The sequence below is a fragment of the Agrobacterium sp. 10MFCol1.1 genome, assembly GCF_000381165.1.
GTDB classification, from domain to species: Bacteria; Pseudomonadota; Alphaproteobacteria; order Rhizobiales; family Rhizobiaceae; genus Agrobacterium; species Agrobacterium tumefaciens.
Map to the genome: position 1 here is coordinate 332,331 of NZ_KB906075.1, position 12,139 is coordinate 344,469.

13 protein-coding genes are annotated in these 12,139 nt (G+C 57.5%); 8 read left to right on the forward strand and 5 right to left on the reverse strand.

The genetic code is table 11. The features are described 5' to 3' along the window. Position 1 precedes the first annotated feature (1 nt). The 5 genes from clpA (at position 2) to F617_RS0112895 (ending at position 6,024) form a co-directional block, all read left to right on the forward strand. A complete protein-coding gene (clpA, locus tag F617_RS0112870) occupies positions 2-2,518 on the forward strand; it encodes an ATP-dependent Clp protease ATP-binding subunit ClpA (protein ID WP_019565523.1) in 2,517 nt (838 codons plus the stop codon). 159 nt (positions 2,519-2,677) lie between these two features. Continuing rightward, complete coding sequence (locus F617_RS0112875) at positions 2,678-3,436, forward strand: AzlC family ABC transporter permease (RefSeq protein WP_026330826.1); 759 nt, start codon at positions 2,678-2,680, stop codon at positions 3,434-3,436. Next, positions 3,433-3,777: an AzlD domain-containing protein gene (locus F617_RS0112880; RefSeq protein WP_003512818.1), complete on the forward strand. Its 345-nt coding sequence runs from the start codon at positions 3,433-3,435 to the stop codon at positions 3,775-3,777. Before F617_RS0112875 ends, F617_RS0112880 begins: the two co-directional genes overlap by 4 nt. A gap of 68 nt (positions 3,778-3,845) precedes the next feature. Further along, positions 3,846-4,796: a phosphatase PAP2 family protein gene (locus tag F617_RS0112885; RefSeq protein WP_019565525.1), complete on the forward strand. Its 951-nt coding sequence runs from the start codon at positions 3,846-3,848 to the stop codon at positions 4,794-4,796. A gap of 277 nt (positions 4,797-5,073) precedes the next feature. Continuing rightward, positions 5,074-6,024: a phosphatase PAP2 family protein gene (locus F617_RS0112895; RefSeq protein ID WP_019565527.1), complete on the forward strand. Its 951-nt coding sequence runs from the start codon at positions 5,074-5,076 to the stop codon at positions 6,022-6,024. On the opposite strand, the gene F617_RS0112900 is transcribed toward F617_RS0112895, so the two are convergent. Then, a complete protein-coding gene (locus F617_RS0112900) occupies positions 6,003-6,893 on the reverse strand; it encodes a LysR family transcriptional regulator (RefSeq protein WP_019565528.1) in 891 nt (296 codons plus the stop codon). The two genes, F617_RS0112895 and F617_RS0112900, sit on opposite strands and share 22 nt — an antisense overlap. Before the next feature lie 110 nt (positions 6,894-7,003). On the opposite strand from F617_RS0112900, the gene F617_RS0112905 reads away from it, so the two are divergent. Further along, the gene (locus tag F617_RS0112905; protein ID WP_019565529.1) at positions 7,004-7,855 is read left to right on the forward strand and encodes a DUF1989 domain-containing protein; all 852 of its coding nucleotides are present in this window, start codon (positions 7,004-7,006) and stop codon (positions 7,853-7,855) included. Between the two features lie 176 nt (positions 7,856-8,031). On the opposite strand, the gene F617_RS0112910 is transcribed toward F617_RS0112905, so the two are convergent. From F617_RS0112910 to F617_RS0112925, 4 genes are all read right to left on the reverse strand, one after another. Next, positions 8,032-8,463, reverse strand: a complete 432-nt coding sequence (locus F617_RS0112910) for an HIT family protein (RefSeq protein WP_019565530.1) — start codon at positions 8,461-8,463, stop codon at positions 8,032-8,034. Between the two features lie 126 nt (positions 8,464-8,589). Beyond that, on the reverse strand, positions 8,590-9,789 hold the full coding sequence (locus F617_RS0112915; protein WP_019565531.1) for a GNAT family N-acetyltransferase: 1,200 nt from the start codon (positions 9,787-9,789) through the stop codon (positions 8,590-8,592). Beyond that, on the reverse strand, positions 9,786-10,526 hold the full coding sequence (locus F617_RS0112920) for a glycerophosphodiester phosphodiesterase (RefSeq protein WP_019565532.1): 741 nt from the start codon (positions 10,524-10,526) through the stop codon (positions 9,786-9,788). The genes F617_RS0112915 and F617_RS0112920 overlap by 4 nt, the downstream gene beginning before the upstream one ends. Further along, a complete protein-coding gene (locus tag F617_RS0112925; protein WP_003512829.1) occupies positions 10,523-10,993 on the reverse strand; it encodes a RidA family protein in 471 nt (156 codons plus the stop codon). Before F617_RS0112925 ends, F617_RS0112920 begins: the two co-directional genes overlap by 4 nt. 116 nt (positions 10,994-11,109) lie before the next feature. Between F617_RS0112925 and F617_RS0112930 the strand changes: the two genes are divergently transcribed. Together F617_RS0112930 and F617_RS29040 are read left to right on the forward strand one after the other, a co-directional pair. Continuing rightward, the gene (locus tag F617_RS0112930) at positions 11,110-11,952 is read left to right on the forward strand and encodes a cell envelope integrity EipB family protein (protein WP_019565533.1); all 843 of its coding nucleotides are present in this window, start codon (positions 11,110-11,112) and stop codon (positions 11,950-11,952) included. A 61-nt stretch (positions 11,953-12,013) separates the two neighbouring features. Continuing rightward, on the forward strand, positions 12,014-12,139 hold the full coding sequence (locus F617_RS29040; protein WP_003512833.1) for a hypothetical protein: 126 nt from the start codon (positions 12,014-12,016) through the stop codon (positions 12,137-12,139).

Genomic DNA, 12,139 nt, shown 5'->3' on the forward strand with positions numbered 1-12,139 from the left:
CGTGCCAACTTTTTCCCCAAGTCTCGAGAAGGCGCTGCACCAGGCACTGACCTTTGCAAATGAGCGTCACCACGAATATGCGACGCTGGAACATCTCCTTCTGGCGCTGATCGACGACGCGGATGCCGCTGCCGTGATGGGCGCCTGTAATGTCGATCTCGATGCGCTGCGCAAGACTGTCAGCGATTACGTCGACAACGAACTGACCAACCTCGTGACCGGGTATGACGAGGATTCCAAGCCCACATCCGGCTTCCAGCGGGTTATCCAGCGGGCTGTCATTCATGTTCAGTCGTCCGGCCGCGAGGAAGTGACCGGAGCGAACGTGCTTGTGGCCATTTTCGCCGAGCGCGAAAGCCACGCTGCCTATTTCCTGCAGGAGCAGGAAATGACCCGTTACGATGCGGTCAATTATATCTCCCACGGCATCGGCAAGCGTCCGGGCACGTCGCAGACCCGCGCTCCGCGTGGCGCAGACGAGCCGGAGGCCGACCCCAAGGCTGCACGCAGCAATCCCGAGGAAGAAGGCTCATCCGCCAAGAAACAGCAGGATGCGCTGAAGGCCTATTGCGTCAACCTCAATGAAAAGGCGAAAAACGGCAAGATCGACCCGTTGATCGGCCGTCATGAGGAAGTCAACCGCACCATCCAGATCCTCTGCCGCCGCTCCAAGAACAACCCGCTGTATGTGGGCGATCCGGGCGTGGGCAAGACGGCGATCGCCGAAGGTTTGGCCAAGCGTATCGTTGAAGGCAAGGTGCCTGAAGCGCTGGCCAATGACACGATCTTCTCGCTTGACATGGGCACGCTTCTGGCCGGAACCCGCTATCGTGGTGATTTTGAGGAGCGCCTGAAGCAGGTCGTCAAGGAACTCGAGGAATATCCCGGCGCAGTCCTGTTTATCGACGAAATCCACACCGTCATCGGTGCGGGTGCGACGTCTGGCGGCGCAATGGATGCATCGAACCTGTTGAAGCCGGCGCTCTCGTCAGGCGCGATCCGCTGCATCGGTTCGACCACCTACAAGGAATATCGCCAGTTCTTCGAAAAGGACAGGGCGCTGGTGCGTCGCTTCCAGAAGATCGACGTCAACGAGCCGTCGATCGATGATGCTATCGCGATCATGAAGGGCCTGAAGCCTTACTTCGAGGATTATCATCACCTCAGATATTCCAACGAAGCGATCAAGGCTGCGGTCGAATTGTCGGCCCGCTACATTTCCGACCGCAAGCTGCCGGACAAGGCGATCGACGTAATCGACGAAACCGGTGCGGCGCAGATGTTGCTGCCGGCGTCCAAGCGCCGCAAGCTGATCACGGAACGGGAAATCGAAGCAACCATCGCGACGATGGCCCGCATTCCGCCGAAGACCGTTTCCAAGGATGACGAGATGGTTCTCGCCAACCTCGAAAAGGAACTGCGCTCGGTCGTTTATGGTCAGGACATCGCCATCGAGGCGCTGGCCACCGCCATCAAGCTGGCACGCGCCGGTCTGCGCGAACCGAACAAGCCGATCGGCTCATATGTCTTCTCCGGCCCGACCGGCGTGGGCAAGACCGAAGTGGCCAAGCAGCTCGCCGCCTCGCTCGGTGTCGAGATGTTGCGGTTCGACATGTCGGAATATATGGAGCGCCATACCGTTTCGCGTCTGCTCGGTGCACCTCCCGGTTATGTCGGCTTCGATCAGGGCGGTCTCTTGACCGATGGCGTCGATCAGCATCCGCATTCCGTGGTGTTGCTGGACGAGATCGAGAAGGCCCATCCGGACATCTACAACATCCTGTTGCAGGTGATGGACCATGGCTCGCTGACCGACCATAACGGCAAGAAGATCGACTTCCGCAACGTCATCCTCATCATGACGACCAATGCGGGTGCTTCCGAAATGGCAAAATCGGCCATCGGTTTCGGTTCTTCGCGACGCACGGGTGAGGATGAAGAGGCGATCAACCGCCTGTTCACACCGGAATTCCGCAACCGTCTGGATGCGATCATTCCGTTCTCGCCGCTGCCGACTGCCGTTATCCACAAGGTGGTACAGAAGTTCGTCATGCAGCTCGAGACCCAGCTCTCCGAGCGGAATGTCACCTTCGATCTGCACGAAGACGCGATCTCCTGGCTGGCGGAAAAGGGTTACGACGAGAAGATGGGCGCTCGCCCGCTGTCGCGCGTGATCCAGGAACACATCAAGAAGCCGCTCGCCAACGAAATCCTCTTTGGCAAGCTCAAGAAGGGCGGTGTCGTCAGCGTCACCGTCGGCAAGAAGGACGATGGTTCCGACGGCCTCAAGCTCGAGGTTCTGCCGGAAACAGCGCCGGTAAAGCCGAAGCCGGAAGCAGAGCTCAATGCTGCCAAGTCTCCGGGCAAGGCGTCTAAGGCCAAGGCGAAGCCCGCCTCGAAGGCAGCGATTGCCAATGAGGAAGCGGATGTTCTGGTTGCCGAGGCGAGCAAGCCCGACGAGGAGAGCAAGCCGCGCCGCAAGGCGAATACGGTGCCGAAGGTGCTGAAGAAGAAATGATAACGGTCTTCCGACCGACAAACGGTGCCGGGCGAAAGCCCGGCATTTTCATGCCTGAAGCGCGTCGGATTTTACCGGATTCGTGAAACGCGCTTTATTTTTCTCGTCATTCCGAAACCGCTGCGCACTTTCGGACGACATGCGTTAGTGGACCAAGCAATGCAATCAGCAGACAGCGATACAATCCCCCTGCGCGGCTGGTTTTTCAGGGGAATGCGGGGCATATTCTCGCTGCCCTCGCTTATTCTCATGACATCCTTCGTCGGTTTTAGCGCCTTCGCGCTGGAATCGGGCGTTCAACGTGGGGAAGCGGTGTTTATGACGCTGGTTATCTGGGCTTTGCCGGCCAAGATGATCCTGATCGGCTCGATGGTCGGCGGCGCCAATCTTGCCGCGTGTTTTCTGGCGGTGACGCTGTCATCGGTGCGAATGATGCCCATGGTTGCCTCCATCGTTCCGGAGATACGTGGCGCAAAAACGCCGACATGGATTTTGTTGTTCCTCTCCCACTTCGTGGCGATCACCGCCTGGGTCTTCGCCACGCAAAACCTTTCCAAGATACCGCGCGAAGCACGGGCTGCGTGGTTTGCCGGTTTCGGCATTACCCTTACCGTCGTCAACGCTATCATTGTCGGCCTTTGTTACGGCGTCGTCGCGGCGTTTCCACCGCTTGTCGCAGGCGTGCTGTTTTTTCTGACGCCTGTCTATTTCATAGCGTCAATCTGGGCGACCGCCCGCCATTCCGTCGTCAAGGTCGCCTTCATCATCGGTGTGATCGCGGGGCCGGTCTTTGCGGTAATCGCGCCGGAATTCGACATACTCTATGCCGGGATCGGTGGCGGCACGGTGGCTTATCTGATCGACCGTTTCGTCTTTCGTCGAAAGATCATTCCCGTCTCACCGGAGAGCGAACCATGATGACCGAACAGTGGTGGGCGCCCTACCTCTTCATCGCCATTGCCGGCTGGCTGGCGACCGATCTCTGGCGCTGGCTCGGCGTGCTCGCCGGCAACCGGCTGAAGGAGGATTCCGAGGCGCTATACTGGGTGAGGGCAGTCGCCACCGCGCTCGTGATGGCCGTCACCGCCAAGCTGATCGTCTTTCCAACCGGAACGCTTGAAGCTTCACCGCTATGGCTACGCATCGGCGCGGCAGCACTCGGTTTCACAGCGTTCCTGGCCGCCGGCCAACGCGTCATTGTCGGCGTAGCCGTGCCTATCGCACTTTTGGCAGCCGGGTTGTTTGTGCTTGGCTTTTAGTACTCGTCTTATCCGAATATTAATGCCAAGGACCTAGATTTCCGCTGAAGGGGTCTGGGGTAAATTCTATGAAGTTATTTATAGCAGAACGTTTTGTACTGAATGTAATTTTTATATTATTTATTGTCGATGTTGCATTGATTATGACGAAGGGCATTGAGGTTGACTATACCGGATATTCTCTGTGCCTGGTGGCGGGTACCGGGGTTTTTCTTCTTGGCCAGTTCTACCGGATAAGCGAGCGTGATCTTCGCATAGCGGCTGCACTTGTTTCCGCTGGGCTGTTCATCCTTTTTTCGCTGGCGGGCTCTGTGTTTAACTACATGTTCCTGCCGGTTCAGTTTCCGGCGATCGATCCCCTGTTGTTGAGCGTGGATGCCGCGCTCGGCTATAACTGGCGGGATGTTGTCATCTGGGCTGCTACCCAACCGTGGATCGGCAAAACCTTGTTTTTTGTCTATGCGACGTCGCTGCCGCAACTGCTGTTGATCGTCATCATGCTGGGTTTTACCGGCAAGGATCGGATGCTGCACCATTTTCTGGTAACGGGGGTGCTTGGCGCTCTCGCCAGCATCGTCTTTTGGATATTTTTTCCAACCTACGGCGCTAAAGCCTATCTGGATCTGCCGCAATGGGTCACCGAGACAATTCCAATGGCGGTCGATCCTGCCTATGGACAGGAACTGATACGATTGGGGCAGGAAGGCGTAAGCTATCTCACCCCTAAAAACGTGTTGGGATTGATCGGTTTCCCGTCGTTTCACATCTTCATGGCGGCGATGTCCGTCTGGTTCGTTCCGCGTCACTGGCTGGTGATGGCGGTGATTTTGCCGCTAAATCTTTTGATGCTGCCTGCCGTTCTCGTTCAGGGCGGACATCATCTCTCGGATATTTTTGGCGGCCTCTTCGCTTTTGTTATCGTTTGCGCAGCCTCGAGCCGTCTGCTCAACTGGCTGTCGGCAAAGGAACGGGCCGGCAAGGCGGCAGCAGTTCCTGCCCAAGTCTTCGCGGCGGAATAATCGCCCCGGTTTTCGTACTCGCGCGCCTCCGCAACAAGCCGGTCCGACAGAAGCCGGGGCGATGTGGTCATCTCGTGGAGGCATCGCTACTGTGGCTGCACATCGGAGCGGCGACATTCGGTTTCATCGCATTCCTGGCGACCGGCAATCGCTTTATCGCCGGCGTGGCCGCGCCGATCTGGCTCCCGGCCGGTGGGTTGTTTATAATACTTTCATTATATGAATATTAAGCTAAATACCCTACTGTCCCGTCGATTGGAACCGGGGCGGCTATTCCATGCGACTATTTGCGGCAGAGCGTTTTGTACTTGGCTTTATCACCATCTTATTCGTTATCGATACGGTACTGATCGCTGTCAAAGGCATCGCGGTTGACTACGCCGGATATTTATTATGCGGATCGATGGGCGCCGGCGTTTTTATTCTCGGTCAGTTCTATCGCAAAAGCGGGCGTGATCTTCGCATAGCTGCCGCGCTAATCGCAGGCGGACTGTTCATTCTTTTTACGCTTGTCGCGTCCGTCTTTAACTACATGTTCCTGCCTGTCGCGTTCCCAGCAATCGATCATGTGCTTTTCCGTGTGGATGCAGCCTTCGGTTATAGTTGGATGGGCATCGTCACTTGGGCGGCGACACATCCGTGGATCGGAACGATCCTGTTTTTCGTTTATGCGACGTCGTTGCCGCAGCTTCTGGTGATCGTTATTACGCTTGGTTTTACAGGCAAGGAGCGGATGTTGCACCACTTCCTTGTGACGGGAGTGCTGGGCGCTTTTGCAAGTATAATCTTCTGGATATTTTTCCCGTCATTTGGGCCATCCGCCTATGTGCAATTGCCGCAATGGGTTTCTCAGACCATCCCCTTGGCTGTTGATAATGCGTACGGGCAGGAGTTGAACCGCCTGATAACGGAAGGGGTTGTTCACCTTTCGCCCAAAAACGTGCTGGGGCTAATCGGTTTCCCATCGTTCCACACCTTCATGGCGGCGATGTCCGTATGGTTCGTTCCACGTCACTGGTTGGTGATGGCGGTGATCTTGCCGATCAATATCTTGATGTTGCCCGCCGTTCTCGTTCAAGGCGGTCATCATCTGTCTGATGTTTTCGGTGGTCTCGTCGCGTTTGCAATCGTCTGTGCAGCCTCAGCCTGGCTGCTCAAGTGGCTTTCGGTAAGGGAAAGAAACGGAGAGAAGGCTCGCGCTTCGACTCAAGTCATCGCGGCGGAGTAATCGCCCCGGTTTCCGCTCTCGCGCGCCTCATCGACAAGCCAGTCCGACAGGAGTCGGGCCGATGCGGTCATCTCTTCTGCTTCAATCAACCAGTAATATTTGTCCGCATCGGCCGCCCGATCGAAAAGCACGGTCAACTGACCGTCGGCGATTTCGTCACGAAGAAGCGCTGTCGGGCAAAGGCCGATGCCGTGTCCCGCCTTGAGAGCGGTCACGAGCAGATTGAAGTCGGCAAAGATTGGGCCAGTGCCCTGGAACAGGGATAGGCCAGCAGTCGCCAGCCAGTCCCGCCATGCCGTCTCGGTGGCGTCATGCAGCAATTCAGCCCGCCGCAGGCTTGAGACATCGTCGAAGGGACCGGACTTCGTGGCGTAAGCGGGTGCGCATGTCGGGCGCGTCTCGGCACTGAAAAGCGCCACGGCTTTTTGCGCAGGGCGTGGGCCGTGGGTGATGCTGAGATCGGGCTGCGTGGTCTCATTCCTGCCGGAATAGCTGATTGACACCTGTATGTCTGGATAGAGCGCGCGGAAACGGGGCAGGCGGGGTGTAAGAAAATGCGCAACTACTGAAGGCAGGCTCGCCAGATGAACGGTGATGCGGTTTCGGCCCCGGCTGATCCGTTCCGCACCGGAAGCGATCTGCCCCAAGCCGGACGAAACCGTCATGCCGAATTCCTGACCCGCCGGTGTCAGTCTTACGCCTCTCGCATGGCGCTCGAAAAGCGGCGCGCCGAGCCATGTTTCCAGATTGCGCACATGCTGGCTTACGGCCGTCGCCGTCATGCCGAGTTCCTGCGCGGCCAGGGAAAAACTTGTCCTTCTGGCCGCAGCTTCAAACGCGCGGAGGGTGGCGAGCGGTGGCAGTTTCATGATGCTGCGAGGCTAAGTCAGACTTGGTCTGAGCGCAAGAAAAACCCGTCTTGTCATCACGCCATTCATGCCGCAATTTCGCGTCACATTTTCATCCATCCGAGGATTTCATGACCCCCGTGTCCGCCGCCGAACCCATTGATGCCGCCGCGCGGCGCGCCGTCCGTCCCGTCGTCGTTTATCCGAACGGCACACTTCAGACACCGGACCTGGCGCGTCTTGAACAGGCTAAAAAAGCCATGGTGAAGATAGACGAAGTCATCGTGCCACCGCGCGAGGGCGGCACTTTCAATGTTCCGAAGGGACACTTTTTTCGCATCGTCAGCACCGAAGGCCCGCAGGTGGGGGATTTGAACCTCTGGAATGCCCATGATCTGACGGAGCGCTTTTTCAGCGGCAAAACCCGCGCCCTGCATGCGACCCATGTTTCCGTAGGCAACCGGCTGTGGAGCAATCTGCCGTCCCTGCGGCCGATGGCGACCATCACCCATGATACTTTGTCATGGTATGGCTGGGATGAAGATGGCGGTGGCGTGCATGATGTGATCGGCACCCGGTGCGATCCCTATACCAACAAGCTGTTGAGCGGCGGCGACTATCACCATTGCTGCCATTCGAACCTCACCAATGCGCTCGCCGCGGCCAAAGGCTTGTCATTCGGCGAGGCGGAACCGCATGTACACGATGTTCTGAACGTCTTTATGTGCACGGGTTTCACCCGCGATACGCATCAGTATTTCATGAAGGCAAGCCCGGTGCGGCCGGGCGACTATCTGGAACTCTTCGCGGAAATTGATCTCATCGGCGCGCTCTCCGCTTGCCCCGGCGGCGATTGTGGTGACAGCCATTCGAGCGACGCGGTCCCGTGCTATCCCCTGAAGGTGGAGATATTCCGGCCGGATATGGCGGTGCTTGAAGGCTGGCCCTGGCCGGAGAGGAATGCCTATCGTCCTGTGGAGTGATGATAAACACCACGGTCGTTATGCCGGACTAGATCCGGCAACCAGCCAAGGCGCGTCTGCGCCGAGAGGAGTATTGCGCGATCAAGGACTGGATCGCGCCGCACTCCGGATAAGCTCCGGGGTGACGGTGTGCGGATGCCGCCATTCTGCCAAACGCGTGGGCGTCTTGGCAAACATCACGAGGCAAGCGCTGCCTTTATCTTTTCCGCATGGGCCTTCAGCACTTCGCCATCGGCCATAGCGCCGGAATGCGGCTTCAGCGGTTCGCCTTCCTTGCGCGGAATGACGTGGAAATGCAGGTGGAACACGGTCTGGCCGGCTGCCGGTTCGTTGAACTGGGCGATAAAGACGCCATCAGCGTCGAAGGCTTCCTTTGCTGCGACTGCCAGTTTCTGCACCACGGCAATGGTCTTTGCCAGCACTTGCGGGTCGGCATCGAGCAGATTGCGCGAGCCGGTTTTGGGAACGACCAGAAGATGGCCGGGTGCCTGCGGCATCACATCCATGAAAGCCAGCGTATGCTCGTCTTCATAGAGCTTGTGGCTCGGAATTTCGCCGCGCAGGATTTTCGCGAAGATATTGTTGTCATCATAGGCGCTGGCGGTCATCGGTGGTCTCTCCTCGTAACGGACTAAAGCATGTCGCCTAAAAGCGTGTAGCGGTTTTGCGATAACGACATGCGACGAAACAAAGGCATAAAGCGTGGGCAGCGAATCTGAAAGATCGCGACAGCTTTATGCATCCGGCTCGTGTTCCTGTCGCTCACCCTTGCGGAAGGGCGTGTGGTCTTCCAGATAGTCGCCAATATGTTCGACCTCTTCACGCTCGCGCTGAAGATAATCGGCAATCGCGCGGCGCAGACCCGGATGAACGATGAAATGCGCTGAATGGGTGGTGACCGGCACGTAACCGCGCGCCAGCTTGTGCTCACCCTGCGCACCCGCCTCCACCCGCTTCAAACCCTTCGACAGCGCGAAATCGATCGCCTGATGGTAACAGACCTCGAAATGCAGGAAGGGATGATCCTCGATACAGCCCCAGTGTCGGCCGTAAAGCGCATCCGAGCCAATGAAATTGATTGCACCGGCGATATAGCGTCCCTCGCGTCTGGCCATGACCAGCAGAACGTCATCAGGCATGCGCTCGCCGATCAGCGAATAGAATTCCCGCGTCAGATAGGGCCGTCCCCATTTGCGGCTGCCGGTATCCATGTAGAAGGCGAAGAACTGGTCCCAGATCTCCTCTGTCAGGTCGCTTCCGGTCAACCAGTCGATCTCGATGCCGTTTTCCAGCGCTGCCCGACGTTCCTTTTTCAGCCCCTTGCGCTTGCGCGATGAAAGGGCATCAAGAAAATCGTTGTGGTCGCGATAGCCGTCATTGATGAAGTGGAACTGCTGATCGGTCCTGTGCAGGAAGTCCCGGGGCAGAAGCGCGGATAGGTCGGCGTCTTCCAGAAACGTGACATGCGCGGAAGAAACGCCGATCTTTTCCGTCACCTGGACAAGGCCGGACGCAAGAAGCGGTTTGAAGCGCGTCTCGTCTTCGGTTTCGGATACCAGCAGCCGCGGCCCGCTCGCCGGCGTAAACGGCACCGAACATTGCAGCTTCGGATAATAATGGCCGCCGGCTCGCTCAAAGGCATCCGCCCAGCCATGGTCGAAGACATATTCGCCCTTGCTGTGGTTCTTCAGATAGGCCGGAACGGCTCCGACGAGTTCGCCCGACGCGTTTTCGAGAAGCAGATGGTGCCCAAGCCATCCGGTCTTGGCAGTGGCCGATCCGGAATCTTCCATCGAGGATAGAAATGCGTGGGAAATGAAAGGATTGTACGGTTTTCCTGACACATTGCGTGATGTTCCGGAAAGCCGTTTCCAGCTGTCCGGATCAATATCGCTCAGGGATTGCGCAACGCGTATGGAATAGTCTTCTGTCATGCCGTGGCGGAGGGGTTCTCTCTCGGGTCGAAACCTTCGAATGTCATCTGGTCCGCATATTTATAGGTAGTCTCGCGCGCATTTTCATCCCTGACAGTCCAGGTAATCACGGGAAGCCCAAGTTTTCTTTGCGCCTCGATGAAACTGTTGGGCAAATGACCCCAATGATAGGAGATGAAATCAACACCGATCTGCATCGCCTCGTCGTGTTTGAAGAAGTCTTCCGGCTTGGCGCCTTCGGCGGTAAGGCCGAGCGGCCAGGGCGAGCCTGCAGCCTTCAGGTCTCTGAGGAGGTGATGGTCGAAGCTCATCAGAGCCACCTGGCCCTTGTAGCCCTCGAGATCTTCCAGCACCGCTTCGGCAAACCCGTCATCGACGCCTTCGCCCTGACGTCCTTTCAGTTCGATCACCAGCGGCACCTTGCCGGCGCATAACGTCAGAAGTTGTTTCAGCGTCGGTATGCGGTCCTTGGTCTGACCGACCGAAAGCAGAGACAATTCACTGGCGGTATGTTCGCGCACGTCGCCCTTGATTCCCGTCAGCCGGGCCATGTCGTCGTCGTGAAAAATCACAGGCACGCTATCGGCGGCCAGCTGCACGTCGCATTCGATGGCAAAACCAGCGTCGATGGCGCGCGAAAATGCGGATAGCGTGTTTTCCCAGACCGCCTTGTTCAGGTCATGATAACCGCGATGGGCGACGGGCTGGGCGGTAAGCCAGGAAAGTTTAAGGGTCATACGTCGATTTCCACGATCGCGTCGATCTCGACGGCGGCATTGAAGGGCAGGCAGGCCATGCCGACGGCGGCGCGGGCGTGCTTGCCGGCATCACCCAGAACGTTGGCGAGGAGATTGGAGGCGCCGTTAATGACGAGATGCTGTTCAACGAACTCCGGAACCGAGGCAACGAAGCCGTTCAGCTTGAGGATACGACGGATTTTCGAGAGGTCGCCGTTCAAGGCAGCCTTGACCTGTGCGAGAATGTTGACTGCGCACAATTCGGCGGCGCGCTGGGCGGTTGCAACGTCAACATCGCGGCCAACGAGGCCCGTCACCGCAATCTTGCCTGATTCCATCGGCAGTTGACCCGATACATAAAGAAGATTGCCGCTGATGGTGAACGGAACGTAGTTTGCGGCAGGTGCTGCCGCTACGGGAAGAGTAAAGCCCAGTTCCTTGAGGCGGCCTTCGATGACATCAGACATTTTCGTCTCCGGTTTTGTTGTAAATCCTTCAAGAATCCGGCATTCAGAAGATGTTGATCCAAAAGCCGGGCGGTTGCTTGTACAATATGAGCAGCGAGTCCAACAGGAGATATTGAATGTTTGTCAGGACGCTTGGTTTCGTTGCCGCCACAGGGCTCATGACCGGCCTGTCGAACGGTGCCAATGCCTTGCCCGTCACGGTTCCGGACCTCATCGCCCATCGCGCCGTCTACGATCTCGAACTCAAGGACGCGACGGATCGTTCCGGTATCGAGGGCATGACGGGCCGCATGGTCTATGAATTCACCGGCTCTGCCTGTCAGGGTTACAAGACGGATTTCCGTTTCGTGACACAGATCAACACCGGCGACGCGGTCCGCATGACCGACCAGCAGACGACGACCTTCGAGGACCTGGCGGCCAGGAAGTTCACCTTCGAGACCAAGTCCTACACCGACGACAAGCTGGACAAGGAAGTGCAGGGCGCTGCGATCGACAACAAAGAGGGTGTGAAGGTTGATCTGACCCGCCCGGACCCCCGTCAGATCGATCTCGTCGCCAGCGAATTTCCGACCGAGCACATGTTTCAGGTCATTGAAAACGCCAAGCAGGGAAAGCGCATCTTCGAATCCCGTATTTTCGACGGCTCGGATGACGGTGATGAAAGCCTGATCACTTCCACGCTGGTCGGCAAGGCGCAGATGCCGAAGGACGGCGATGCCGAGGCTGGCAAGGCGGGCGAATTCGGCAAAGCCGCGTTCTGGCCGGTGACGATCGCTTATTACAACGACAAGACCGGCACCGACGCCCTGCCGATCTACCGCATGTCGTTCAAGCTTTACGATAACGGAATCACCCGCGATCTGACGATGGATTACGGCGATTTCGTTCTGACCGGCAAGCTCGCGAAGCTTGATATCCTCAAGCCGGAAACCTGCGAAAACAAGCCGGTTCGCTAAAAGACGGACCGTTTGCGTGGTTTTTTCGCAGAAATGCTTGCTTTTTATCTGAGGCGACTGTATGCGCCTCACCATTCCACACGCGAAGCTTGGGATGTTCCGGGAGAAATCCGGTCCGTTCCGCCCGGTGGTGTCGATGAAAATCGGCGCTGTTCGCTTCGCGGGGGTTAAACCGGAAAAGGAGTAA

Coding starts and splice junctions, on each gene's coding strand:
- F617_RS0112875 (WP_026330826.1), top strand. CDS start 2,678: ATGCAATCAGCAGACAGCGATACAATCCCCCTGCGCGGCTGGTTTTTC.
- F617_RS0112880 (WP_003512818.1), top strand. CDS start 3,433: ATGATGACCGAACAGTGGTGGGCGCCCTACCTCTTCATCGCCATTGCC.
- F617_RS0112885 (WP_019565525.1), top strand. CDS start 3,846: ATGAAGTTATTTATAGCAGAACGTTTTGTACTGAATGTAATTTTTATA.
- F617_RS0112895 (WP_019565527.1), top strand. CDS start 5,074: ATGCGACTATTTGCGGCAGAGCGTTTTGTACTTGGCTTTATCACCATC.
- F617_RS0112900 (WP_019565528.1), bottom strand. CDS start 6,893: ATGAAACTGCCACCGCTCGCCACCCTCCGCGCGTTTGAAGCTGCGGCC.
- F617_RS0112905 (WP_019565529.1), top strand. CDS start 7,004: ATGACCCCCGTGTCCGCCGCCGAACCCATTGATGCCGCCGCGCGGCGC.
- F617_RS0112910 (WP_019565530.1), bottom strand. CDS start 8,463: ATGACCGCCAGCGCCTATGATGACAACAATATCTTCGCGAAAATCCTG.
- F617_RS0112915 (WP_019565531.1), bottom strand. CDS start 9,789: ATGACAGAAGACTATTCCATACGCGTTGCGCAATCCCTGAGCGATATT.
- F617_RS0112920 (WP_019565532.1), bottom strand. CDS start 10,526: ATGACCCTTAAACTTTCCTGGCTTACCGCCCAGCCCGTCGCCCATCGC.
- F617_RS0112925 (WP_003512829.1), bottom strand. CDS start 10,993: ATGTCTGATGTCATCGAAGGCCGCCTCAAGGAACTGGGCTTTACTCTT.
- F617_RS0112930 (WP_019565533.1), top strand. CDS start 11,110: ATGTTTGTCAGGACGCTTGGTTTCGTTGCCGCCACAGGGCTCATGACC.
- F617_RS29040 (WP_003512833.1), top strand. CDS start 12,014: ATGCGCCTCACCATTCCACACGCGAAGCTTGGGATGTTCCGGGAGAAA.